Source organism: Stenotrophomonas sp. 80084_Sma, assembly GCF_056481995.1.
Map to the genome: position 1 here is coordinate 113,536 of NZ_CM151177.1, position 23,781 is coordinate 137,316.

Sequence of the window (23,781 nt, forward strand, 5' to 3'; positions counted from 1 at the left end):
CAATGAGCCTGGCGCGGCGCAGCCGCTTTCTGCTGCCCGTGCTGCTGGCTTCCGGCGCGGCCTGGGCTGCCGCGCCACCGCCAACGCCCTTGCCGCCGGTGGTCGCTGAAGCGCACCGGGTCCTGCACCTGGATACCCAGCGCTCGCAGATCGGTTTCGAGGTGCGGACCCGCTTCGGGCAACGCATCGAAGGCCTGTTCCCGCACTTCGAGGGTCGCATCGAGATCCTCTCCGACGGCCGCCACCAGGTGCACCTGAAGATGTTCACGCGCTCGGTCGAGATCCCCGGCAAGGCGCGCTACACCGGCTGGATGCGCGGCGAGGAGTTCTTCGACGCAGGCCGCCACCCGGTGGTCGAGTTCGACTCGCTGCCGTACTGGCCGGAGACCGTGGAAGACGGGGGCGACATCAACGGGCGGCTGACCCTGCGCGGGATCAGCCACCCCGAGACACTGAAGGTCGAGAAGGCGGATTGCGCCCGACCCGGCTATGATTGCGACGTCGTCAGCCGCGGTACCGTGCAGCGAGGCCGGTATGGAATGGACAGCTGGCAGCTTGCCTTGAGTGACCGAGTGACCTTCGTATTGCGAGCGCGCCTGAGCGAGGCGCCGAAACCGTGAACCTCCTGCTGCGTGTACTGGCGCTGGCAACCGTGTTGCTGGGCAGCGGTTGTGCATCGCTGTCCAATGCCGAGCGCGACCGCGCCGAAGCGATCGCCGTGCAGGCGCGCTCGATCCAGGTCGACTGTCAGCGCGCCGACCGCTGCGCACAGGATTCGCCGCTGCGGGCGCTGGCCGGCCGGGCGTTCACCGAATCCACCCCGGAGCAGCCGCGCCACTACGCCACCCTGCTGGACGAGGGGGAGGGCGCCCTGGTGGCGCGCCTGAACCTGCTGCGCAGTGCCACCCGCAGCATCGACCTGCAGACCTACATCTTCGACAAGGACGACAGCGCGCGGCTGGTCATCGACGAACTGCTGGCCGCGTCGCGGCGCGGGGTGAAGGTGCGGGTGCTGATCGACCAGCTCTCGGCGATCTCCGACCTGCAGATCCTCGGCGCATTGTCCGGCGCCCACCAGAACTTCCAGCTGCGGGTCTACAACCCGACCTTCGGCAAGGCCCGGCTGAACTACTTCGATTACGCCGGCAGCGTGCTGTGCTGCTTCCGTCGCTTCAACCAGCGCATGCACAACAAGCTGCTGGTGATCGACGATGCGATCGGCGTGGTCGGCGGCCGCAACTACCAGGACGACTATTACGACTGGGATCGCGAGTACAACTTCCGCGATCGCGACGTCATGATCGCCGGCCCGGAAGCGCGGGCGATGGCGGCCAACTTCGATGCGTTCTGGCGCGCCAAGCGCAGCGTGCCGGCCGAGCGCCTGAATGACGTGGGCCGCACCCTGCTGCGCGAAGGCGTGCCGGTGCTGCCGCCCGCCACGTTCCGCCGCCCGGAGCGGGTGCAGCGGGTCAGCGCTGAAGCCAATGACATGGACTTCGTCACCCGTTCCTTCGTGGATACCGCGCTGCCGGTGGCCTCGGTGCGCTACGTCGCCGACCTGCCGCGCAAGCACCGCCGCGAGAAGGCCGACGCCCCGCTGGCCGGCCAGCATGTGACCGAGCCGCAGCTGGACGCACTCATTGCCGGTGCGCAGAAGGAAGTGATCCTGCAGACGCCGTACCTGGTGCTGTCCAAGCCGGCGCAGAAGCTGTTCCGCGAGCTGCGCAAGCGCCCGCAGCCGCCGCGCGTGGTGGTGTCCAGCAACAGCCTGGCGGCCACCGACAACCCGATCGTGTATGCGCTGTCGTACAAGTACAAGCGACGCAACATGCGCGAACTGGGCTTCAACATCTTCGAGTACAAGCCGTTCCCGCTGGATGCACCGGTCGACTACCGCAATCTGCTGCCCGACCCGATCGCCGCGCCCGGAGGCGACGACGACGGCGGGCGCAATCCGCTGATCGGCGGCAGCGCCGCTGGCAGCAATGCCGGTGGTGGCAGCGAAGGGGATCTGGCCGCGCCCCGCAAGCAGGTGGCGGTGCATCATCCGCGTACCGGCAGTGCCTACCAGAACGCGCGCGAACGTCGCCGCGCCGCCGGCAGCGAGGTGGAAACGCGCCTGCTGCGCACCGAGACGCGTCCGTCGTTCCTGGGCAGCAAGGCGGTCAACAAGCCGTTGCCGGTCACCCGCAAGGGCGCCCGCATGGGCCTGCACGCCAAGTCGCTGGTGGTCGATCGCCGCATCGGCGTGGTCGGCACCCACAACTTCGATCCGCGCAGCGAGAACTACAACACCGAAGGCGCGGTGATCATCGACGATCCGGTGTTTGCCGAGCAGCTGGCCGAGAGCATCCTGCGCGATACCCATCCGCAGAACTCGTGGACAGTGGCGCCGCGGGCCAAGCCGCCAGTGCTGTCGGGCCTGAACTACAGCGTCGGCAAAGCCTCCGAAGCGCTGCCGATCCTCGACTTCTGGCCGTGGCGCTACGCCACCGACTACGAGTTCAAGCCCGGTCCGGACTGCCCACAGCCGCTGCCACGGCAGGACCCGGCGTTCCACAACTGCTACGTCGCCGTCGGCGACTTCCCCGAAGTCAACGTCGGCCCGAAGTGGCTGCTGGTGCGCATGCTGACTGCATTCGGCGCCGGCCTCGTTCCCATCCTCTGAAGGTGCCCGCATGACCCAGGTATTCCGCGAAGCCGTTTCCATCGAGCAGCTCAACGCGCTCAGCCGCAACACGGCGATCGAATCCCTCGGCATCGTCTTCAGCGCTGCGGGCGAAGACTGGCTGCAGGCCACCATGCCGGTGGACGAGCGCACCCGGCAGCCGTACGGCATCCTGCACGGCGGTGCCTCGGTGGTGCTGGCCGAGACCCTGGGCAGCAGCGCCGGCAACCTGTGCGTGGATACCGGCAAGCAGATCTGCGTGGGCCTGGAAATCAACGCCAACCACGTGCGCGCCGTGCGCTCGGGCACGGTCACCGGCACCGCCCGCGCGCTGCACGTCGGCCGCAGCACCCAGCTGTGGGAGATCCGCATCGAAGACGAGCAGGGCCGGCTGGTGTGCATCTCTCGGCTGACCCTGGCGGTGGTGGCCGCCGGCCACGGTTGAGCCCCCGGCGGGCGTGTTGACGGCGGCAGAACCCAGCGTTCCCCGCCGATTGCCCCGGTCAATGGCGGTTATGGCCTAAATCGGCTGGCAGCTGCTGCGGCGCTCCGGTATCGTGCGCGGATGACTTCCCCCACTCCGGCCCCCCGTGGCGGCGTGGCGCGTGTGTGCCGTTACCTGTACCGCGTACCGCTGCTGTTGGTCCACATCATCGTGTTCCTGCCGCTGATCCTGATCGGCATGCTTCCGCCGTGGGGCGAGCTGCGCGTGGGCGAGGATACCTTCGGGGCGAAGGTGGTGAACTGGTGGCAGGGGGGCCTGATGTGGATCTTCGGCTTCCGCCTGTCACGGGTGGGCCAGCCCTTGCCCGGTGCCGTGCTGTTCGTCGCCAACCACGTCAGCTGGGTGGACATCAGCATCCTGCACAGCCAGCGCATGATGGGCTTCGTCGCCAAGCGCGAAATCGCCAGCTGGCCGCTGGTCGGTTGGCTCGCCGCGCGCGGGCAGACCATCTTCCACCAGCGCGGCAATACCGAATCGCTCGGTGGCGTGATGCAGGTGATGGCCGATCGCCTGCGTGCCGGCAAGGCAGTAGGCGTGTTCCCGGAAGGGCGCACCCGCGGTGGCCATGAAGTGGGGCCGTTCCATGCCCGCATCTTCCAGGCCGCGGTCGAAACCGGTGTTCCGGTGCAGCCTGTGGCGCTGGTCTATGGGTTCAAGGGTGACGCACAGACCATCGTGGCATTCGGCCCGGGCGAGAGTTTCGCCGCCAATTTCCTGCGCCTGCTGGGTGAGCCGGCGCGGCATACCGAAGTGCATTTCCTGGAGCCGATCGGTACCCAGGACCTGGAAGGCCGTCGACGCATCGCGGAAACCTCGCGCGCGCGCATCGTGGCGGCCATGAGCACCGGCTGAGGGCACGGTGGCCCTGGTCCCGCCACCCGTCCTGGACGCCGGTACACCGACGTTGCATGCGACTGACTACCAGCCGCCGCGCTGGCTGCGCAATCCGCACCTGCAGTCGATGCTCAGCTCCAGCCGCATGCGCCTGCAGCGCGGCCTGCTGCTGCTGGCCGCCACCGGTGCGGTCAGCGAAGAGCTGATCCTCGACGGCGGTGATGGCGTGCGCCTGCAGGGCTGGCACAGCCATGTCGAAGGCCGCGAACCGAAGGGCATGGCCCTGCTGCTGCATGGCTGGGAGGGCAGTGCCGAATCCAGTTACATGCGCATGGCTGCCGCGCGCATGATCGAACAGGGTTTCGATGTTGTGCGGCTGAACTTCCGCGACCATGGCAACACCCACCATCTGAACCCCGGCATCTTCCACTCCAACCTGATCGATGAAGTGGTGCATGCCGCGGGTGACATCGCCCAGCGCTGGCCGCAGCTGCCGCTGGTGGCCGCCGGCTATTCGCTGGGTGGCAACTTCGTGCTGCGCCTGGCCCTGCGCGCGCCGGCTGCCGGCGTGCCGCTGCTGCGGGTGGCCTCGGTGTGCCCGGTGCTGGACCCAGGCCTGACGATGGAGAGCATCGAAAACGGCCCGGCGATGTACGACTGGTACTTCCGCCGCAAATGGGCCGGCTCGCTGCGCCGCAAGCGCGATCTGTTTCCCGAGCTGAGCGACTGCGACGACCGCGTGCTGAAGCTGGACATCCGTGCACTGACTGCCTGGCTGGTCGAACGGCACACCACCTTCGGCTCGCTGCAGGCCTATTTCGATGGCTATTCGATTGCCGGTGACCGCCTGTCCACCCTGCAGGTGCCGGCCGACATCCTGATGGCGCAGGACGACCCGGTGATCCCGTACGCGACCTTCAGCGATTGGCAGCTGCCGCGCCAGGCGCACCTGGAAACCGCCTGCTGGGGAGGCCACTGCGGCTTCCTGGAAAACTGGCGGGGTGACGGCTTCTCCGAGCGCTGGGTGGCGCAGCGCCTGCAGCGGGTGCTGGCGGGCTGAACCGGCACCGGTGCGTGGACCGCTACAATGCGGGTTTGCACTTGAACCGGACCGCCATGCAAGACCAGATCATCCAAGCGTTGCGCCAGAACCAGGCCGACCAGGCCGTGCAGCTGGCCCAGGCGTGGACCCGTGATGAACCCGGCCAGGCCGAAGCCCACCGCTGGCTGGCGCTTGCGCTGCAGCAGCAGGGCAAGGCCGAGGATGCGATGGAGGCGCTGCAGCAGGCGTTGCAGCTGGCCCCCGATGATGCCCAGCTGCACCTGCAGCACGCTGGCCTGCTGCTCGCCCTGCGTCAGTACCAGGGCGCTGACGAAGCGCTGGCACGTACCACCGGGCTTGACCCGAACTCATTCGCCGCCTATCTGATGCAGGCGCACCTGGCGATCGGCCGCAACGACTTCGATGAAGCCCAGCGCCTGTCCACGCTGGCCTCGCGCGTTGAGCCGGACCACCCGGAACTGCTGACCATCGACGGCATGATCGCGCTGCGCCGCGACGACCCGGATCGTGCGCTGACGCTGCTGTCGGCGGCCAACCAGGCGCAGCCCAACGACACCCGCGTGCTGTACGCACTGGGCTTCGCCTACCTGGGCAAGGACATGCTGGCCTTCGCCGAGCAGGCGTTCCGCCGCGTGCTGGAGCTGAACCCGGCCATCAGCTCGCTGCATGGCCTGGTAGTGCAGTTGGCGCTGCGCCAGGGCAACCTGGAGGCGGCTGCCGAAGCGATGCAGATCGCGCTTCAGCAGGAAGGCATGGATACGCCGTCGATGCGTCGCCTGGCCGGTGAACTGTCGCTGCGCGGCGGCCAGCCGCTGCAGGCGCTGGACCATCTGCTGCCGTTGCTGGAATCGATCCCCGACGACCGCCAGGTGCTGCAGCTGCTGCTGATGTCCTGGCAGCGCCTGGGCCGCGAAGACGAGGCGCGCGCGCGCCTGGACGCGGCCCTGGAACAGCATCCGCAGCTGCACGACCTGTGGCTGGCACGCCTGGCCGTGGAAGAAGTCGGCAGCCCGACCGCCGCGGCGACCGTGGAGCGCTGGATGGACGCGATGCCGGGTCATCTGCCGGCACTGGAAGCACGCCTGCGCCTGCATGACATGGTGGGCGAACACGAACAGGCCGAAGCCATCGCCGAACGTATCGTCAGCCTCGAACCGGGCCGCGTCAGTGGCGAAACACGCCTGGTCGAAGGCCTGCTGCAGCGTGATCCGGTTGCCGCGATCGCGCGCGTGCAGGCGCTGATCGACAGGGCGCCGGACGGCCATCGCGCCGACCTGCGTACCTGGCTGGGTGAAATCCAGGACCGCGCTGGCCAGCCGGAACAGGCGCTGCAGACGTGGATGGCGCTGCAGGCCGACCAGGCACCGCAGCGCCTGCCGCTTCCACCGCAGGCCAAGGCGCCGCCGAGCTGGCCGGAGAAGGGCGAGATCGACAGTGATGCCAGCTCCGCGCCGATCTTCCTGTGGGGTGCGCCGGGTTCGGGTGTGGAGCGGGTTGCGACCGGCCTGGCGGCCGCCAGCCCGGTGCTGCGCAGCGACCGCTACACCAGCAATCCGCCGGATGATGCATTCCAGAACTACCACACGCTGCAGGACCTCGCCTCCGGCGTGCTGACCCCGGAGCGGCTGGTGCAGCGCTGGCGCGAGCAGCTGCCGGCGCGTGGCCTGCAGGGCGATGCCGTCATCGACTGGCTGCTGTGGTGGGACAACGCCCTGCTGTGGGCGCTGCGCCCGCAGCTGCCGCAGGGACGACTGGTGCTCGTGCTGCGTGACCCGCGCGACATGCTGCTGGACTGGGTGGCCTACGGCGCTGCCGCTCCGCTGGCGATGACCTCGCTGGCTGAAGCCAGCGAATGGCTGGCGCGCGGGCTGGCGCAGGTTGCCACCCTGCATGAGGAAGAACTGTATCCGCACGTGCTGCTGCGCATCGACCAGATCGGCAATGATCCGCACGCGATGGCCGAGCTGCTGGGACGCCTGTTCGAGCGGCAGATGCCGCCGGCCGCACAGCTGGGCGCACCGCGCTTCCCGCCGGGCCACTGGCGCAACTACCGCGACGTGATGAGCGCCGCCTTTGCCAAGCTCACCCCGATTGCGGTGCGCCTGGGTTACCCGGAAGAGTAAGGAGAAGCCGATGCAACTGAGCAGCCACAGCCTGACCAACGGCGCGCCGATCGACCGCGCGTTCGCCGCCGGCGATGCCACCGGCTTCGCGCCGGACCGCAATCCGCACCTGGCCTGGAACGGCGCACCGGAAGGCACGCGTTCGTTCCTGCTGGTGTGCGTGGACCCGGATGTGCCGACCGTTGCGGAAACGGTCGGCCGCAGCGACATGACCGTGCCGCGCGACCAGCCGCGCTGCGACTTCGTGCACTGGGTGATGGCCGATATTCCGGCCTCGGTGCAGGAGATCGCCGCCGGCAGCTGCAGCGATGGCTTCGTGGTGAAGGGCAAGACCGCACCGGCTGGCCCGGCGGGCAGCCGCCAGGGCCTGAACGACTTCACCGGCTGGTTTGCGGGCAACCCGGACATGGCCGGCGATTACCTGGGCTATGACGGCCCCTATCCGCCGTTCAACGACGAGCGCATGCACCGCTATTTCTTCCGCGTGTTCGCGCTGGATGTGGCCTCGCTGGAGCTTCCGGCGCGCTTCACCGCAGCCGACGCATATCGCGCCATGCACGGCCACGTGCTGGCCGAAGCCGCACTGCATGGCACCTACACGTTGAACCCGGCGCTGGGCTGAGCGGCACGATGGGTAGAGCCGGCCGCTGGCCGGCTTTGCTTCCGTAGAGTCGAGCCACCATGAAAAGGGGCAGCCTTGCGGCCGCCCTTTTCATTCGTCCGTACCGGCTACCGGCGCGAACTCCAGCACATCGCCATATGCGTTGCGCAGCAGCAGGCGGCCACGCCCATCCAGCGCAAGCGTCATCTCTGCGCGTGCATTCACCAGCGTGCCGGCGACACGTTCCTGTTCGGCCACCTCGGGCCGGATGCAGGCGGCCGTGGTGATGATGCCGCCCTCCAGGACCAGCCGGTCGCCCTGCAGGTGATAGGTGCTGCTTGACTGGTTGCACAGGTTCAACTGGCTCATGTAACCGGGCTGGAAGCGCAGTGTGTAGGGCGGGCGACCGCGGACGAACAAGGCATCGATGCGTCGGCCCTGCGCGTCGGTGGCGCGCGCCAGTTGCCACCGGTGTGCCTCGAGCTGATCGGTGCTGGGCGTGCTGGCAGCGGCCACATCCGCAGACATGACCAGCAGCGCAGCAATGATGAGGACAGGGACGTGCTTCATGCCGATCTCCCGATGCATGTGGATCGTGCCGGCCGCTGGCCGGCAACATCCGAGTGCTGGCGGTGCTCCGCAGGGCAGCCGGCCAGCGGCCGGCTCTACCCACCACGAAGAAGGGCGACCTCGCGGCCGCCCTTCTGTCGTCTTACTTCTTCTCGATGGCCGACTCGACCACCATGTCCAGCACGTACGCCTGCGACGGCGCATCGGCCGGCGGGTTCTTCACTTCGTAGCGCTTCACGCGCACCACGTTGCGCACGCCGTCCTCGTGGGTGTAACCCTCGATGTTGCCGTAGAAGTTCTCGAACTTGCCCGGCTCACCCTGCTTCAGGCCCTTGTCGTCGAACTTCACTTCACGCACCTGCAGGCACTGGTAGTCCGGGATCAGCGGGTGCGAGCACTTCTCGGTCTTGGCGGCCACTTCCAGGAATACGGTTTCGCCGGCGCCGCCGTAGCGGGTTTCAGCGGTCGGTTCCGGGTTGAACACCAGCACGTCGCCCTTCGCGTTGGTCAGGGTCAGCTTGCCATCGGCATCCTGCTCGGCCTTCAGCTCGCCCTGCAGGCGGCTCGACACGGCCTCGTCCAGCGCCATCAGCGCCTTGTCGGTGCAGGCCATCATGGTCGAGGCCATCGCACTGACCGTCAGCTTGCCGTCGGCCAAGGTGTAGCCGCCACCCATGTGGTTGCAGGCGTTGCTGACCGACAGGCGGCCATCCGCGAAGTCCAGGGTGACCGGCTTGTCTTCGCGGGCGAACAGCGTGTCGATGCGCTTGCCGTCGGCGGCGGTGGCCTGCTGCAGCAGCCAGTGCTGGCTCTGCAGGCGCTGCGCGTCCAGGTGCGCCAGCGTCTGCTGGTCTGCTGCCTTGGCCGCGGCCGGGGCCACGTCGTCGCCGCCGGTGCCGGCCGGGGCCGGGGTCTGGCTGCAGGCGGCCAGCAGGGCCAGCGGGAGGAGCAGGGTGAGCTTGCGGTTCATGGTGATTCTCCTTGGGGAACCGTGGGGGAAACGGGGTGGGGCCGGCAATGGGGTTACCGTGCCCCGGCGCTGTTCAGCTGCCGGACGGCAACCACAGCAGCAGCGCGGCGCCCAGCGCGATGCGGTAAAGCGCGAACGCGGTGAATTTGTGCGATTTGATGTAGCCCATCAGCCACTTCACTACGACGAAGCCGGTGACGGCCGCGGCAAGGAAGGCCACGCCCACCTCGGTCCAGTTCTCGCTGCCCAGCTGTCCGGCCTTGGCCATTTCCAGGAAGGTGTAGGCGCTGGCGGCGAACATGGTGGGAATGCCGACCAGGAACACGAACTCGGCAGCCGCCGCGCGGCGGCTCAGGCCCAGCAGCATGGCCAGGAAGATCGCCGAGGCCGAACGCGAGGTGCCGGGGAACACGCCGGCCACCACCTGCGCCAGGCCGACGCCGATCGCCACGGTCCAGGTCACCTGGTCGCGGTCGGGCAGGCGCGCGGTGTAGGCCTCCACCAGCAGCATCCAGATGCCACCGATGATCAGTGCCCAGGCCACCGGGCTGACCGTCTCGGGCAGCGACCAGCCGGCTTTGCGCACCACCAGGCCGACCACGGCGGTGACCAGGAAGGCCGCGCCCAGCTTGAATACGTACTCGCGGTTCTCGCGCTGCCCGAAACCGGTGGCCAGCTGCAGCAGGCGCTGGCGGAACACCAGTACCACCGCCACGATCGCGCCGGCCTGGATGACGATGTTGAAGAAGTCCGAACGGGCACCCAGCCAGTGCTGGGCGATGAGCAGGTGGCCGGTGCTGGAGATCGGCAGGAACTCGGTCAAGCCTTCGAGGATGCCCAGCAACAGGGCGGAGAGCAGGTCGGACATGGACGGTGCGGGCACGCGCGGCAGGAAGGAAGAAGGTCGAGAGGATAGACGATCACTGCCGCACCAAACGGGTGCGTCCGCTGTCGGCTGCACCCATTTGGTGCGCACGGTTCTGCACCGCTGCGGGGCGGCCTTTTTGAAATCAATGACTTGCAGCCTGCGAAAAGTTGGCACGGTCGTTGCTGTACCTCAGCAGGCATTCATCCCCATCCGAGGTCGTACCGATGTCCGTGGAAAACGTTGAGAAGCTGATCAAGGACAACCAGATCGAGTTCGTCGACCTGCGCTTTGTCGACATGCGTGGTGTCGAGCAGCACGTGACCTTCCCGGTCAGCATCGTCGAGCCGTCGCTGTTCGAAGAAGGCAAGATGTTCGATGGCAGCTCGATCGCCGGCTGGAAGGGCATCGCCGAATCGGACATGGTGCTGCTGCCGGATACCGCCAGCGCCTACGTCGACCCGTTCTACGCCGATCCGACCATCGTGATCAGCTGCGACATCCTCGACCCGGCCACCATGCAGCCGTATGGCCGTTGCCCGCGCGGCATCGCCAAGCGCGCCGAGGCCTACCTGAAGTCCTCCGGCATCGCCGAAACCGCGTTCTTCGGCCCGGAGCCGGAATTCTTCATCTTCGATTCGGTCCGCTTCGCCAATGAAATGGGCCACACCTTCTTCCAGGTCGACTCGGAAGAAGCGGCATGGAACAGCGGCGCCAAGTACGACGGCGCCAACAGCGGCTACCGTCCGGGCGTGAAGGGCGGCTACTTCCCCGTTCCGCCGACCGACACCCTGCACGACCTGCGTGCCGAGATGTGCAAGACCCTGGAACAGGTCGGCATCGAAGTGGAAGTGCAGCACCACGAAGTGGCCACCGCCGGCCAGTGCGAGATCGGCACCAAGTTCAGCACCCTGGTGCAGAAGGCCGACGAACTGCTGCGCATGAAGTACGTGATCAAGAACGTCGCGCACCGCAACGGCAAGACCGTCACCTTCATGCCCAAGCCGATCGTCGGCGACAACGGCAGCGGCATGCACGTGCACCAGTCGCTGTCCAAGGGCGGCACCAACCTGTTCTCCGGCGACGGCTACGGCGGCCTGAGCCAGCTGGCGCTGTGGTACATCGGCGGCATCTTCAAGCATGCCAAGGCCATCAATGCCTTCGCCAACTCGGGCACCAACAGCTACAAGCGCCTGGTGCCGGGCTACGAAGCACCGGTGATGCTGGCCTACTCGGCCCGCAACCGCTCGGCCTCGTGCCGCATTCCGTGGGTCTCCAACCCGAAGGCGCGTCGTATCGAAATGCGCTTCCCGGATCCGATCCAGTCCGGCTACCTCACCTTCACCGCGCTGATGATGGCCGGCCTGGACGGCATCAAGAACCAGATCGACCCGGGCGCACCGAGCGACAAGGACCTGTACGACCTGCCGCCGGAAGAAGAGAAGCTGATCCCGCAGGTCTGCTCCTCGCTGGACCAGGCGCTGGAAGCGCTGGACAAGGACCGCGAGTTCCTGAAGGCCGGCGGCGTGATGAGCGATGACTTCATCGACGGCTACATCGCGCTGAAGATGCAGGAAGTGACCAAGTTCCGCGCGGCCACCCACCCGCTGGAATACCAGCTGTACTACGCCAGCTGACCGGTGGCGATGGCGGTGGGCTTCCCCTCCCACCCGCCGCCATCGCTTCCGTCTTCGCGGCTGGGGAGCCGCAGGGCGGGCCCCGGTCCGCCGTGGTAGAGCGGACCCCGACCCGCCGTGGTAGAGCGGGCCGCTGGCCCGCTGCAGTAGAGCGGACTGTTAGTCCGCTGAAACAGGGGCAAGAGAGACCGGATACGCGACCAGGGCCGCCCTCCCTCCCGCGTCGGTCGTGCAAGGAGAGAGGCACGGCCGTCCCGGCCCTGTACGTGTCCGGTGCAACAGCCACGGCCATCATCCTGATGGCCGCTGGTTGCCTGATGCCAACGCGCGCTGGCGCGCTGGCCCCATCCACCCTCGGGACATGCGCATGAAACTGATCTCCGCCATCATCCGGCCGTTCAAGCTCGACGAGGTCCGCGAGGCCCTCTCCGACGCAGGCGTGTCGGGCATCACCGTGACCGAAGTGAAAGGCTTCGGCCGCCAGAAGGGCCACACCGAGCTGTATCGCGGCGCCGAGTACGTCGTCGACTTCCTGCCCAAGATCAAGATCGAAACCGTGGTCACCGATGAGCGTGCCGACGCGGTGATCGAAGCGATCCAGTCGTCGGCAGGCACCGGCAAGATCGGTGACGGCAAGATCTTCGTCACCGCCGTCGAACAGGTCATCCGCATCCGCACCGGCGAAATCGGTGCCGACGCGCTGTAACCCCTTTCCGGAGACTCCCCCATGAAGATGCGCCTTCTCACCGGGTGGCAAGCCCGGTTCCACTTCGTGTGCCTGTTGATGCTGCTCAGCGCGCTGGCCGCCGGTGCGTGGCCGGGCAGTGCCCACGCTCAGGCCCAGATCTCGCCGCTGCCGAGCGAAAGCGTGGCGGTCGAACCGCTGCAGGATCCGGTCGCTGCGGCCGCCGCACCGGCCGCGGCTGAAGCCGCCGCGACCTACGACCATGGCGACGTGGCCTGGATGCTGACGTCCACCCTGCTGGTGTTGCTGATGGTGGTGCCGGGCCTGGCGTTGTTCTATGGCGGCCTGGTGCGTTCGAAGAACGTGCTGTCGGTGCTCAGCCAGATCCTGGTGGTGTTCTCGCTGGTGCTGCTGCTGTGGGTGGCCTATGGCTACAGCGCGGTGTTCAGCGCCGGCAACCCGTTCTTCGGCTCGTTCACCGAATTCGCCTTCCTCAAGGGCTTCACTCCGGAGTCGGTCGGCAACACCCCGATCAAGGGCCTGCCGGATTACCTGTTCGTCGCCTTCCAGTCGACGTTTGCTGGCATCACCACCGCGCTGATCGTCGGCGCGTTCGCCGAGCGCATCAAGTTCCGTGCGGTGCTGCTGTTCTCGGCGCTGTGGTTCACCCTCAGCTACATCCCGATGGCGCACATCGTCTGGGGTGGCGGCTACCTGGGTGAGATGGGCGCGATCGATTTCGCCGGTGGCACCGTGGTCCACATCAACGCCGGTGTGGCCGGTCTGGTCGCCGCGTGGTTCGTCGGCAAGCGCCTGGGCTATGGCCAGACCGCGCTGAAGCCGCACAACGTGCCGTTTACCTATATCGGCGCGATGCTGCTGTGGGTCGGCTGGTTCGGCTTCAACGCGGGTTCCGCCGCTGCCGCCGATACCGTCGCCTCGCTGGCCTTCCTCAATACCGTGCTGGCCACGGCCGCTGCCGTACTCGGTTGGACGCTGGTGGAAGCGATCAGCAAGGGCAAGCCGTCGGCACTGGGCGCGGCCTCGGGCGCAGTGGCCGGCCTGGTCGGCATCACCCCGGCCTGCGGCACTGTCGGCCCGCTCGGCGCGATCATCATCGGCTTCGTCGCCGGCGTGGTCTGCGTGTGGGGTGTGACCGGTTTGAAGCGCCTGCTGAAGGTGGACGACACCGCCGACGTGTTCGGTGTGCATGGTGTCGGCGGCATCGTCGGTGCGATTCTCACCGGTGTGTTCAGTGCGCAGTCGCTGGGCGGCACCAAGGCCGATCTGGATATCGCCCATCAGGTCTGGGTGCAGGTGGTCAGCGTCGGCCTGACCGTGGTCTGGTCGGCGGTAGTGACCACGCTGATCCTGCTGGTGGTGCGCAGCGTGGTCGGCCTGCGCGTGACCGAGGAAGCAGAGCGCACCGGCCTGGATGTGACCTCGCACGGCGAGTCCGCGTACGAGGCCTGAAATAGCGGCCGAGCTGCTGCATTGATGTTGTGGGTGCCGACCGTTGGTCGGCACTTCTACTGGTCTGGTAGGTGCCAAGCTTGCTTGGCACTGGGTCTGGGTCTGCTCTGGTGGGTGCCGACCACTTGGTCGGCACGGCAGCATGCATCATCGCGCCTGATCGCGCACAATCGGGCCATGCACCCGATCCGCACCGCCCTGATGCTCTCGGCCTGCCTGCTGCTGGCCGCCTGTGCCTCCGCGCCGCAGGAAACCCGCAACCCGCTCGCCACCTGGGTGCCGTCGCCGAACCAGAACGCGCGCACGCCCGTCATCATCGTCATCCATCACACCGAGCAGAAGTCAGTGCAGCAGAGCCTGCGTACGTTGCGCACGGCCAACAGCGGTGGACCGGTCAGCGCGCACTACCTGATCGGTGCCGATGGCCATCGCTATCAGCTGGTTGCCGATGAGCGCCGCGCCTGGCACGCCGGCGCCGGGCGTTGGGGCACCATCACCGACCTCAACTCGGCATCGATCGGCATCGAGCTCGACAACGACGGCCGCAGCCCGTTCAGTGCGGCGCAGATCGAATCGCTGATCGTGCTGCTGCGCGATCTCACCGCCCGCCTGAACATTCCGCCGCGGCAGGTGATTGGCCATGCTGACCTGGCGCCGACGCGCAAGCAGGATCCGAGCCGGTTCTTCCCGTGGCAGCAGCTGGCCGAGGCCGGTTTCGGCGTCTGGCCGCGCGCGGCCGACGGTGCGGCACCGGAAGGCTTTGACGCGTGGAGTGCGCTGGCCCGCTTCGGCTATCCGCTCGACAACCGGGACGCCACCGTCGCAGCCTTCCACCGCCGTTTCCGTGGCCGCGACGACCTGCCGAAGACACTGGATGCTGAAGACGCCCGCATTCTGCATTCCCTGCTGCTGCAGACGCCGTGAGCCGGCGCATGAACGCTTGGCCCAGCGCTGGGTTGCCGCCCAGCGGCCGGCACTCCACCATGGCGGCATGATCGATTCCGCCATCTTCTTCAAGCGCAAGCACTGCATCCTGCTGGCAGCGGCTGTGCTCGCCGGCTGCTCCACCACCGCTCCCCGCACCGGAACCGAAGTGCCGACGCCGGTCACGCCGCCCGCTGCCACCTATGCCAAGGCCGCATGGAGTGCACTGCCACCGGTCTCCGACAGCGACCTGCAGGCCGGTTTCGTCGCCTGGCGCAGCAGCTGCACCCGCCTGAAGAACGATGCGGTCTGGGCCAAACCCTGCGCCACCGCCGCGACGGTTTCGGACAAGGACCCGGCGGCGATCCGCCAGTTCCTGCAGCGCGATTTGGATGTCTATGCATTGCGTGCCGGCGGCCACCAGGCCCACGGGCTGATTACCGGCTACTACGAGCCGATCTACCCCGGCAGCCTCACCCGCACGGCTGCTGCCACCGTACCGGTTTACGGCACGCCGAATGATCTGATCGTGGTGCAGCTGGACAGCGTCTACCCGGAATTGAAGGGCAAGCGCCTGCGCGGGCGCGTCGAGGGCAAGGTGCTCAAGCCCTATGACGACGCCGGCACCATCGCGGCCAAGGGCGCCAAGGCGCCGGTACTGGCCTGGCTGACCGACCCGATGGACCTGCAGCTGCTGCAGATCCAGGGGTCGGGCCGGGTGCGCCTGCCCGATGGCACGCAGGTGCGGCTGGCCTATGCGGAACAGAACGGCCACCCCTACCGCGCGATCGGTCGCTGGCTGGTCGACCAGGGCCAGCTGAAGAAAGAAGACGTCACCATGGACGCGATCCGCGCCTGGGCCCGGGCCAATCCCGCGCGCGTGCCGGAACTGCTGCGCAGCAACCCCAGCTACGTGTTCTTCGTGCGCAACCCGGACAGCCCGGAAGGCCCACGTGGTTCACTGAACGTGCCGCTCACCGCCGGCTACAGCGTCGCAGTGGATCGCACCGTGGTGCCGCTGGGCAGCCTGCTGTGGCTGTCCACCACGCGCCCGGACGGCACCCCGGTGGTGCGCCCGGTGGCCGCGCAGGACACCGGCGGCGCCATTGCCGGTGAAGTGCGCGCCGACCTGTACTGGGGCAGTGGCGATGCCGCAGGCAAGCTGGCCGGCGACATGAAGCAGAAGGGCAACATCTGGATGCTGTGGCCGAAGGGCGTGGCGCTGCCTGCGTCGGCCCGGTGAAGCACTCACCTGCGCGCTGCGAGGTCGGGCGATAATGGCGCCATTCCGAACTTTCCGACCGCGCCTGCGGCCAGGACCTCTGCAATGACCTACGCAAAGCACAACGCAAAACCCGGCGCGAAATCCGCCGCGAAGAAGTACTACAAGCACTGGGCCGAATCGGGCCTGGGCAAGGGCAACGTGCTGATGGAAGCCCGTGGCGAGAAGATCGTGCGCCAGGTGGAGATCTACGGCACCAAGATGGTCTGGGCCGACGAGCATGCCCACAGCGATGACCGCTTCCTGCTGGCCGACCAGCCGGTGTCGTTCCTGGATTTCGACGAAGACGACGAGATCAGCGCGCGCGAATTCGAAAGCGCCTGGAAGAAGGCCCGGGAAGCCACCGGCTACCCGGTGTAAGCCACCGCTCCACCCCGTTTTTGTAGAGTCGAGCCATGCTCGACTGCTGTTTGCCAGGAGCAGTCGAGCATGGCTCGACTCCACATGGCAGACGCATGTAATGTTATATAATTACATTTCATCTGCGCCCGTCCACCCCCATGAAAACCTCCACGCTGGTGGCCACCCTCGCGGCGGCTCCGTTCGCCCCTGAAGCACTCGCACAATCGGCCGACGCCGCACTCACCCTCGGCAGGGTGCAGGTACACCAGCACGGGGAGGGCCAGCTGAGCGCGCACCAGGTGCTGACCCCGGTGGACGTGCTGGGCGCGGACCAGATCGAAGACCGAAACGTCTCGCACAGCTGGGAACTGCTCGGGCAGATGCCCGGCATCCAGCTCACCGAAACCCGGCAGGGTGCCGAATCGGGCAAGGTCAGCTTCCGCGCCTTCAACGGTGAGGGCTACCTCAATGCCATCAAGACGCTGATCGATGGCATCCCCAGCAACGTCAACAGCGGCAACCAGCGCTTCATCGACATGCTGTTCCCGCTGGAAATCAGCTACATCGAAGTAGTGCGCGGTACCAACGATCCGCGCTATGGCTTGCACAACATCGGCGGCACCGTGAACTTCGGCACGCGCCAGGGCGGCAGCTATACCGATGCGCGGCTGGCCTACGGCAGCTACAACACCCGTGATGCGCAGCTGGCGGTAGGCCGTGAAGCCAATGGCGTCGCACAGAACTATTTCGTCGGCACCCAGGCCAGCGATGGCTACCGCGACCACGACACCTCGAAGAAGTACTCGCTGGGCGGCAAGTGGTTCTACGGCTCGCTGGACGAGGGCCTGCGCGTGGGCCTGACCGCGCGTGCGTACCACCACGAAGCCGAAGAACCCGGCTTCATGACCGCCGACGAACTGCGCACGCATCGCCGCCGCAGCGACCTGCGCAACGGCAACGATGGCGATGACCGCGACATGCGCCAGATTGCCGCGCACCTGGATATGAAACTGTCCGAGAGGCTCACCTTCGGCACGCGGCTCTATTACAACCGCTACGAAGACGACCGCCGCGTGACCTTCAGCGACCTGCCCACCGGCAACCTGCCGCGCCAGCGCCGCGTGTGGGATGAGCGGCAGACCGGCCTGCTCAGCACGCTCACCTGGCAGGCCAGCCCCGCGCTTACCGTCGAGGGCGGCTTGAACTACGAGCAGCAGGACAACAGCTACCTCCGCGATCGCTACGCCTACGCCGAACCCACCGACTTCAGCCGTGCCCCGGCACGGGTGCAGAACAACGACCGCCACGGCTTCGACAATTGGGGCGCCTACGTGCAGGCCATCTACCAGCCCGTCGAGGCGTGGAAGATCGTGCCGGCCTACCGTGTGGACCGCTTCAGTGGCCGTACCCACCTGATGAACGGCCTCAGCGCTCGGCTGCAGGATTACGGCAGCATCGGCCAGCCCAAACTGAGCGTCATCCACAGCCTGGGCGAGAACACCCACGTCTACGCAAACTGGGGCCGCACCTTCCAGGTGCTCACTGGATCCACCGCGCCGGCTTACCTCGCCCCGGGCCAGGCGCCGATGCATCCGTCCACCAACACCGGCATGGAGCTGGGCCTGAAGTTCCAGCCGTTCGCGGGCAGCCAGGCACGTCTGGCGGTATGGCAGCAGGATGCGGAAAACGAGGTGTCCAACATGCCGGCCACCGGTACCACGGTCACCTTGGGCAAGACCCGCCGACGCGGCGTGGATGCGCAGTTGAGCCTGCAGCTGGGCGACGACTGGACGGTATGGGCGTCGCACGCCTACCAGGAAGCGAAGATCACCCGCGACGACCGCGACGCCAGCATTTCCCTGCAGGGCCGCGAAGTGGCCGCCACCCCGCGATACATCAGCAACCTGGGGGCGGATTACCGCGCCAGCGACGCGCTTCGCCTCGGCCTGCAGGCACGCGCGCAGGGCGACTACTACCTTGAGGAGCGCAATGTGGCCGGAAAGTTCGGTGGCTTTGCCGTGCTCGACCTCAGCGCGGCCTACCAGATCAACCCACGCTGGAGCGTGGACCTGCAGCTGAAGAACGTTACCGGACGCCAGTACGCCTACGCCTGGTACGACAGCTTCTTCTGGGACAGCGCTCGCCCGATGTTTTCGCCGGCCCCTGGCCGTAGCGTGTTCGTCGGCCTCAATATGAAACTGTGACCCGCTCACGTATCCGGAAGTGGGCGAGCTTGCTCGCCCTGCGGCAGTGGTCAGGGCCCTTTCCTGACGGAAAGGGATCCGACCCCGGACCCGCGTTTTGCACTACATTGGTGCAATGTCCGACCCCGCACCCCCACCGTCCCTCGATGCCCTGGGCACGCCGTTGGCCTGGGCCGGGGCCGATGGCTGCATTGCCGGCTGCAACCCGGCCTTCGCCCGCTGGCTGGGCGTCAGCGTCCGGCGCCTGCTGGGGCGGCCGCTGGCCGCACTGGAAGTGCAGGGCGAGGCACTGGCCCATTTCCTGGCCCGCGATGAGCGCGACAGCCTGCGCCTGAACCGGTTGGCGCTGGCGGTGCCCGGCGAGGCGCCGCGCTTCGCCGAGGGCTGGATGAGCCGCCGCGACGATGGCGGCTGGCTGCTGGAGGCGCATCCGGTCGATGAGTTCCCAGGACTCGATCCCACCCAGGCGCTGCCCAGCGCGCTCAGTGCGGCGCTGAAGGGCCTGGCCCACGAGCTGCGCAACCCGCTGGCCGGACTGAAGGGCGCGGCCCAGCTGCTTGCCCGGCGTGCGGCGCAGCGCGACGCCAGCGAACGTGAGCTGATCGAACTGATCGGCTCGGAGATCGAGCGCCTCAACGGCCTGCTCGACCAGCTGCTGTCGCCGGCCCCGGCCGCGCCGCATGCCGAACTGAACATCCATGCCGCGCTGGAACGCGTGCTGCGCCTGGCCGAGAGCGAAGCCGGCTGGGCGGTGCGCCTGCAGCGTGACTACGACCCCAGCATCCCCGAATTCCATGGTGACGCCGACCGCCTCACCCAGGCGGTCTGGAACCTGGTGCGCAACGCGATCCAGGCCGGCGCCGGCAACATCACCCTGCGTACCCGCGTGGAGCATGGCGTGCGCATCGCCGAGCAGCTGCACACGCTGGCGTTGCGCCTGGAAATCGCCGACGACGGCCGTGGCGTGCCGGAGGAACTGGCTGAACACCTGTTCCTGCCCTTGGTCAGTGGCCGTGCCGAAGGCACTGGCCTGGGCCTGGCGCTGGCGCAGCAGGTCGCGCGCGAACACCGCGGTACGCTGACCTACCGCTCGCGCCCGGGCCATACCGTGTTCACCCTGCTGCTGCCGATCATCAGCGGCGCCGCCCCGGCCGAGGAGGCCCCGCGCGATGTCTGAGTCTTTTTCGTCCCCGCAGCGCATCTGGGTGGTCGATGACGATCGGGCCGTGCGTTTCGTGCTGTGCACCGCGCTGCGCGAGGCGGGCTACCAGGTCGTCGATTTCGACAGCGCCGCCCCCGCCCTGCAGGCCCTGAGCGAGGGCCCGCCGCCGGCGCTGCTGTTCACCGATGTGCGCATGCCCGGCGACGATGGCCTGGTGCTGCTGGACAAGCTCAAGGCCGCGCTGCCGCAGCTGCCGGTGGTGGTGATGTCGGCCTACACCGACGTGGCCAGCACGGCCGGTGCGTTCCGCGGTGGCGCGCATGAATTCCTGTCCAAGCCGTTCGATCTGGACGACGCCGTGGCGCTGGCGCAGCGTGTGCTGCCGGCCGTTGCACCGGCACTGGCGGCGCCCACACCTGCGGCGGAAGCGCATGGCGACCAGCCACCGCAACTGGTGGGCGATACCCCGCCGATGCGCGCGCTGTTCCGTGCCATCGGCCGCCTGGCGCAGGCGCCGCTGGCGGTGCTGATCACCGGCGAAACCGGCACCGGCAAGGAGCTGGTGGCCAATGCGCTGCATCGCGAATCGCCGCGCGCGCAGGGGCCGTTCGTCGCGCTCAATACTGCTGCAATCCCGTCCGAGCTGCTGGAAAGCGAGTTGTTCGGCCACGAAGCCGGCGCCTTCACCGGTGCCCAGCGCCGCCATATCGGTCGCTTCGAGCAGGCCAACGGCGGCACCCTGTTCCTGGATGAGATCGGCGACATGCCGTTGCCGCTGCAGACCCGCCTGCTGCGCGTGCTGGCACAGGGCGAGTTCTTCCGCGTCGGTGGTCGCGAGTTGATCCGCGTCGACGTGCGGGTGATTGCCGCCACCCACCAGGATCTGGAAGGACTGGTCGCGCAGGGGAAGTTCCGTGCCGATCTGCTGCATCGCCTGGACGTGGTGCGCCTGCAGCTGCCACCGCTGCGCGAGCGTCGCGAGGACATCGCACAACTGGCAAGTACGTTCCTGGGCGCCGCCGCACGCAAGCTGGATACGCCACCGAAGCGCCTGACCGCCGCCGCACTGCAGGCGCTGCGCGAACACGACTGGCCGGGCAACGTGCGCGAACTGGAAAACGTGTGCTGGCGGATGGCGGCGCTGGCCGCCGCTGACACCATTGGTGTGGCCGACGTCGATACCGCGCTCAACCGTACGCGCGGTCGTCGCAGCAGCACCACCAACGCCGATCCGGGGCAGTGGGAGGCGCTGCTGGCCGAATGGGCACGCCGTCAGCTGGCCGAAGGCGTGGAAGGGCTGCACGCGCAGGTGCGAGAGCGGGTCGACCATGCCCTGCTGGAGGCCGCGCTGCAGATCACCCATGGCCGCCGTGCTGAAGCCGCGGCCCGCCTGGGCCTTGGCCGCAATACCCTTACCCGCAAGCTGGGCGCCGGGCGCCGTCGCGGGGGCCATTGAACGGTCCCTGCACGCGATCCTCGCGCCCGCTTGCCGAACCGTTGATCGTTCATGGACGATGCCGTCCGTAGTGTCACCTGCAAGGAGTCTTCGATGCGTCTGTCCTTTGCCATCCTGCCGTTGTCCGCCGCCGCGCTGCTGTCTGCCTGTGGCAGTGCGCCGAAGAAGGCCGAGCCCACCCCGCCACCGCCGACCGTGGTCAGCGCCGCCAAGCAGGCCGAGGCCAATCTGTCGCCGGCCTCGGCCAGCATCGTCAGTGGCCGCATCGCGCTGATGGTGGAGCCCGGTGGCATCCACATCACCGGGCTGATCGGTGGCCTGCAGCCGATGCAGCAGGCCGGTTTCCACATCCACGAGCGCGGTGACTGCAGCGCGGTGGATGCCAGCAGTGCCGGCAATCACTTCAATCCCGGTGGCGCTGCGCATGGCCGCGCCGGCACCGGCAAGCACCACCTGGGCGACATGGACAATCTGCGTGCCGACGCCCAGGGCCGCGCCAACGTCGATATCCACCTCAAGGGCGTTACCCTTGGCGGAGGCGCCGCCACCGATATCGCCGGACGTGCACTGGTCGTGCATGCCAACGCCGACGACTATCGCAGCCAGCCCGCCGGCAATGCCGGCGTCCGCATCGCCTGTGGCGTGATCCGGGTTGTCCGCTGATCACTGCAGGCATCATCCAGGGAGAGATTCCATGCGTTTGATCCACACTTCGCTGTTCGCAGCCATTGCTGCACTGGGCCTGGCGGCCTGCAATCAGCAGCCGGCCGCGCCGCAGGCTGAAACCGCGCCGGCCGCTCCGGCCGAGGGCGCAACCACTGAACCGGCCGCAGCACCGGCACCCGCTGCCGCCCCGGCGGCCGACGCCTCGGCCACCGCCGAGCTGGCACCGACCCAGGGCAACGAGGCCAAGGGCAGCGTCACCTTCAAGGTGGTTGACGGCAAGGTCCACGTGACCGGCCAGATCAGCGGCCTGAAGCCGGGCAGCGAGCACGGCTTCCACATCCACGAGAAGGGCGACTGCAGCGCGCCGGACGGCATGAGCGCCGGTGGCCACTTCAACCCGGGCAAGCAGGATCACGGCAGCGTGTCCGCCGATCCGCACCACGGTGGCGACATGCCCAACATCAAGGCCGACGACAAGGGCGTGGCCACCATCGACGGCCCGGTGTCGAGCAACGTCAACATCGGCAAGGGCGATGACTTCGACATCATCGGCCGCGGCCTGATCGTCCACGCCGATGCGGATGACTACAAGACCCAGCCGACCGGCAACGCCGGTGCGCGCTTGGCGTGTGCGGTGATCCAGAAGGCGCAGTAAGTCATCAGAAAACGCCGGCGCAAGCCGGCGTTTTTCTTTATCGGTAGTGCCGGCCGCTGGCCGGCAATCGCAGATCCGGAGGTTGCCGGCCAGCGGCCGGCACTACCAACAGGCCACCCGGGTCAGCGCGCCAGCAGTTCGCGCGCGTCCTGACCGGCCTCGCAGTGCACGAACAGCACCGGCACGCCGTGCGCTTCCAGCACCGCGGCCATCTGCCGCTGGCGCATCAGGAACTGCTCGTAGATGCCCTTCAGGCGGTCGCAGTCGTTCTTGCCGTGGTTGTAGTGCGCGCACCAGCCGGCCGGATCGAACAGCGCCATGCGTGCCTCGCCGTGCGTGTAGCGCAGCAGCGGCTCGGGCGCGGCGTTGAGCCATTCGTCCTCGCCCGGGGCCATGATCGCGGTCTCGATCAGCGGCCACAGCGCGGCCAGGCCCTGATTGTCGTACTGCATCGACATCATCGCGGCCAGATCATTCACGGTGAAATAGCGCGCATGCTCGATGCGGGCACCGAAGGTGTTCTGCGCCATCAACGCGGTATCGGCATGCGCCATGCCGTTGGCCAGCAGCGTGTCTTCCAGCGCCTCGGCCACTGCATTGGTCGTCGCCACGTCGCTGCCGGTCAGCAGGAACGGCACCACGCGCAGGCCACCGCCCACCAGGCTGGCATCGGCCTGGAACGGCAGCGGCACATCACCGTTGGCATCGGTACCGAAGGCCAGCAGGCGCGGGCCCTGGTTGCGGCCCGGCGCACGCATCTGCAGTTCTTCCAGGCGGCGATGGATCGGCCAGCCCGGGCGCAGTACTTCGGCCGGGTCGAAATGGGCGGCGGCGAACACCAGGTCCAGCTCGGCCACCTGCGGCACCAGCTTGGACAGGTCGCGGCCGACGCGATCGGCCAGTTCACCGGCCTGTTCGGCGCTGAGCACCGCCTGGCGGGGGATTTCGCCGCCGGCCAGTTCCAGGGCCAGCACGCCAAGGGCATTCATCGCGGGGTCGGGTTTGCTCATGGTTCCACGGTTGGCCCATCACAGGGCGGCAGCTACACTTGGCTCCATTATGCCTGCTCCGTCGTGCAGGCCATGTTGCAGACACC

At 67.8% G+C, this 23,781-nt stretch carries 22 protein-coding genes; 18 read left to right on the forward strand and 4 right to left on the reverse strand.

Annotated elements, in window-relative coordinates:
- Nucleotides 1-2 precede the first annotated feature (2 nt).
- The 7 genes from ACZK3W_RS00460 (at nt 3) to ACZK3W_RS00490 (ending at nt 7,815) form a co-directional block, all read left to right on the forward strand.
- Nucleotides 3-620, forward strand: coding sequence for a YceI family protein (locus ACZK3W_RS00460; RefSeq protein WP_032128717.1), 618 nt, complete (start codon nt 3-5; stop codon nt 618-620).
- A complete protein-coding gene (locus ACZK3W_RS00465; protein ID WP_253143522.1) occupies nt 617-2,668 on the forward strand; it encodes a phospholipase D family protein in 2,052 nt (683 codons plus the stop codon). The genes ACZK3W_RS00460 and ACZK3W_RS00465 overlap by 4 nt, the downstream gene beginning before the upstream one ends.
- Nucleotides 2,669-2,678: 10 nt before the next feature.
- Entirely contained in the window at nt 2,679-3,113 is a 435-nt protein-coding gene (locus tag ACZK3W_RS00470; protein WP_032128719.1) for a hotdog fold thioesterase, read from the forward strand.
- A 120-nt stretch (nt 3,114-3,233) separates the two neighbouring features.
- A complete protein-coding gene (locus tag ACZK3W_RS00475; protein ID WP_049398187.1) occupies nt 3,234-4,025 on the forward strand; it encodes a lysophospholipid acyltransferase family protein in 792 nt (263 codons plus the stop codon).
- A gap of 52 nt (nt 4,026-4,077) precedes the next feature.
- Entirely contained in the window at nt 4,078-5,067 is a 990-nt protein-coding gene (locus ACZK3W_RS00480) for a YheT family hydrolase (protein ID WP_050509830.1), read from the forward strand.
- Between the two features lie 56 nt (nt 5,068-5,123).
- Entirely contained in the window at nt 5,124-7,193 is a 2,070-nt protein-coding gene (locus ACZK3W_RS00485; RefSeq protein ID WP_049398186.1) for a tetratricopeptide repeat protein, read from the forward strand.
- A gap of 10 nt (nt 7,194-7,203) precedes the next feature.
- Nucleotides 7,204-7,815 carry a YbhB/YbcL family Raf kinase inhibitor-like protein gene (locus ACZK3W_RS00490; protein ID WP_125893046.1) on the forward strand — a complete coding sequence of 204 codons (612 nt, stop codon included), beginning with the start codon at nt 7,204-7,206 and terminating at the stop codon, nt 7,813-7,815.
- Nucleotides 7,816-7,905: 90 nt separating this feature from the next.
- Here ACZK3W_RS00490 and ACZK3W_RS00495 read toward each other — a convergent pair whose 3' ends face one another.
- From ACZK3W_RS00495 to ACZK3W_RS00505, 3 genes are all read right to left on the reverse strand, one after another.
- Entirely contained in the window at nt 7,906-8,364 is a 459-nt protein-coding gene (locus tag ACZK3W_RS00495; protein WP_293799213.1) for an META domain-containing protein, read from the reverse strand.
- Nucleotides 8,365-8,506: 142 nt separating this feature from the next.
- Nucleotides 8,507-9,334: a DUF4377 domain-containing protein gene (locus ACZK3W_RS00500; protein WP_478450296.1), complete on the reverse strand. Its 828-nt coding sequence runs from the start codon at nt 9,332-9,334 to the stop codon at nt 8,507-8,509.
- Nucleotides 9,335-9,407: 73 nt separating this feature from the next.
- The gene (locus ACZK3W_RS00505; RefSeq protein ID WP_012509682.1) at nt 9,408-10,202 is read right to left on the reverse strand and encodes an undecaprenyl-diphosphate phosphatase; all 795 of its coding nucleotides are present in this window, start codon (nt 10,200-10,202) and stop codon (nt 9,408-9,410) included.
- 224 nt (nt 10,203-10,426) lie between these two features.
- On the opposite strand from ACZK3W_RS00505, the gene glnA reads away from it, so the two are divergent.
- From glnA to ACZK3W_RS00560, 11 genes are all read left to right on the forward strand, one after another.
- On the forward strand, nt 10,427-11,836 hold the full coding sequence (gene glnA, locus ACZK3W_RS00510) for a type I glutamate--ammonia ligase (RefSeq protein WP_004153533.1): 1,410 nt from the start codon (nt 10,427-10,429) through the stop codon (nt 11,834-11,836).
- 367 nt (nt 11,837-12,203) lie between these two features.
- A complete protein-coding gene (locus tag ACZK3W_RS00515) occupies nt 12,204-12,542 on the forward strand; it encodes a P-II family nitrogen regulator (protein ID WP_004134334.1) in 339 nt (112 codons plus the stop codon).
- A 21-nt stretch (nt 12,543-12,563) separates the two neighbouring features.
- Nucleotides 12,564-13,994 (forward strand): ammonium transporter, encoded by a 1,431-nt coding sequence (locus ACZK3W_RS00520; protein WP_071228817.1) that lies wholly within the window; start codon nt 12,564-12,566, stop codon nt 13,992-13,994.
- A gap of 177 nt (nt 13,995-14,171) precedes the next feature.
- Nucleotides 14,172-14,918 (forward strand): N-acetylmuramoyl-L-alanine amidase, encoded by a 747-nt coding sequence (locus tag ACZK3W_RS00525; RefSeq protein ID WP_125893050.1) that lies wholly within the window; start codon nt 14,172-14,174, stop codon nt 14,916-14,918.
- Between the two features lie 67 nt (nt 14,919-14,985).
- Entirely contained in the window at nt 14,986-16,161 is a 1,176-nt protein-coding gene (gene mltA / locus ACZK3W_RS00530; RefSeq protein WP_125893052.1) for a murein transglycosylase A, read from the forward strand.
- A gap of 84 nt (nt 16,162-16,245) precedes the next feature.
- Nucleotides 16,246-16,560, forward strand: a complete 315-nt coding sequence (locus ACZK3W_RS00535) for a hypothetical protein (protein ID WP_032130155.1) — start codon at nt 16,246-16,248, stop codon at nt 16,558-16,560.
- A 140-nt stretch (nt 16,561-16,700) separates the two neighbouring features.
- On the forward strand, nt 16,701-18,746 hold the full coding sequence (locus ACZK3W_RS00540; RefSeq protein ID WP_478450297.1) for a TonB-dependent receptor: 2,046 nt from the start codon (nt 16,701-16,703) through the stop codon (nt 18,744-18,746).
- Between the two features lie 115 nt (nt 18,747-18,861).
- Complete coding sequence (locus ACZK3W_RS00545; protein WP_478445287.1) at nt 18,862-19,923, forward strand: two-component system sensor histidine kinase NtrB; 1,062 nt, start codon at nt 18,862-18,864, stop codon at nt 19,921-19,923.
- Nucleotides 19,916-21,364 carry a nitrogen regulation protein NR(I) gene (gene ntrC / locus ACZK3W_RS00550; protein WP_071228811.1) on the forward strand — a complete coding sequence of 483 codons (1,449 nt, stop codon included), beginning with the start codon at nt 19,916-19,918 and terminating at the stop codon, nt 21,362-21,364. Before ACZK3W_RS00545 ends, ntrC begins: the two co-directional genes overlap by 8 nt.
- Before the next feature lie 93 nt (nt 21,365-21,457).
- Complete coding sequence (locus tag ACZK3W_RS00555) at nt 21,458-22,027, forward strand: superoxide dismutase family protein (protein WP_004134573.1); 570 nt, start codon at nt 21,458-21,460, stop codon at nt 22,025-22,027.
- 31 nt (nt 22,028-22,058) lie between these two features.
- A complete protein-coding gene (locus ACZK3W_RS00560) occupies nt 22,059-22,685 on the forward strand; it encodes a superoxide dismutase family protein (protein WP_478445289.1) in 627 nt (208 codons plus the stop codon).
- A gap of 122 nt (nt 22,686-22,807) precedes the next feature.
- Here ACZK3W_RS00560 and ACZK3W_RS00565 read toward each other — a convergent pair whose 3' ends face one another.
- Nucleotides 22,808-23,695, reverse strand: a complete 888-nt coding sequence (locus ACZK3W_RS00565; RefSeq protein WP_049423143.1) for a hypothetical protein — start codon at nt 23,693-23,695, stop codon at nt 22,808-22,810.
- Nucleotides 23,696-23,781 lie beyond the last annotated feature (86 nt).

Coding starts and splice junctions, on each gene's coding strand:
- ACZK3W_RS00485 (WP_049398186.1), top strand. CDS start 5,124: ATGCAAGACCAGATCATCCAAGCGTTGCGCCAGAACCAGGCCGACCAG.
- ACZK3W_RS00525 (WP_125893050.1), top strand. CDS start 14,172: ATGCACCCGATCCGCACCGCCCTGATGCTCTCGGCCTGCCTGCTGCTG.
- ACZK3W_RS00520 (WP_071228817.1), top strand. CDS start 12,564: ATGAAGATGCGCCTTCTCACCGGGTGGCAAGCCCGGTTCCACTTCGTG.
- ACZK3W_RS00565 (WP_049423143.1), bottom strand. CDS start 23,695: ATGAGCAAACCCGACCCCGCGATGAATGCCCTTGGCGTGCTGGCCCTG.
- ACZK3W_RS00460 (WP_032128717.1), top strand. CDS start 3: ATGAGCCTGGCGCGGCGCAGCCGCTTTCTGCTGCCCGTGCTGCTGGCT.
- ACZK3W_RS00470 (WP_032128719.1), top strand. CDS start 2,679: ATGACCCAGGTATTCCGCGAAGCCGTTTCCATCGAGCAGCTCAACGCG.
- ACZK3W_RS00490 (WP_125893046.1), top strand. CDS start 7,204: ATGCAACTGAGCAGCCACAGCCTGACCAACGGCGCGCCGATCGACCGC.
- ACZK3W_RS00495 (WP_293799213.1), bottom strand. CDS start 8,364: ATGAAGCACGTCCCTGTCCTCATCATTGCTGCGCTGCTGGTCATGTCT.
- mltA (WP_125893052.1), top strand. CDS start 14,986: ATGATCGATTCCGCCATCTTCTTCAAGCGCAAGCACTGCATCCTGCTG.
- ACZK3W_RS00505 (WP_012509682.1), bottom strand. CDS start 10,202: ATGTCCGACCTGCTCTCCGCCCTGTTGCTGGGCATCCTCGAAGGCTTG.
- ACZK3W_RS00535 (WP_032130155.1), top strand. CDS start 16,246: ATGACCTACGCAAAGCACAACGCAAAACCCGGCGCGAAATCCGCCGCG.
- ntrC (WP_071228811.1), top strand. CDS start 19,916: ATGTCTGAGTCTTTTTCGTCCCCGCAGCGCATCTGGGTGGTCGATGAC.
- ACZK3W_RS00500 (WP_478450296.1), bottom strand. CDS start 9,334: ATGAACCGCAAGCTCACCCTGCTCCTCCCGCTGGCCCTGCTGGCCGCC.
- ACZK3W_RS00540 (WP_478450297.1), top strand. CDS start 16,701: ATGAAAACCTCCACGCTGGTGGCCACCCTCGCGGCGGCTCCGTTCGCC.
- ACZK3W_RS00560 (WP_478445289.1), top strand. CDS start 22,059: ATGCGTTTGATCCACACTTCGCTGTTCGCAGCCATTGCTGCACTGGGC.
- ACZK3W_RS00475 (WP_049398187.1), top strand. CDS start 3,234: ATGACTTCCCCCACTCCGGCCCCCCGTGGCGGCGTGGCGCGTGTGTGC.
- ACZK3W_RS00515 (WP_004134334.1), top strand. CDS start 12,204: ATGAAACTGATCTCCGCCATCATCCGGCCGTTCAAGCTCGACGAGGTC.
- ACZK3W_RS00555 (WP_004134573.1), top strand. CDS start 21,458: ATGCGTCTGTCCTTTGCCATCCTGCCGTTGTCCGCCGCCGCGCTGCTG.
- glnA (WP_004153533.1), top strand. CDS start 10,427: ATGTCCGTGGAAAACGTTGAGAAGCTGATCAAGGACAACCAGATCGAG.
- ACZK3W_RS00545 (WP_478445287.1), top strand. CDS start 18,862: ATGTCCGACCCCGCACCCCCACCGTCCCTCGATGCCCTGGGCACGCCG.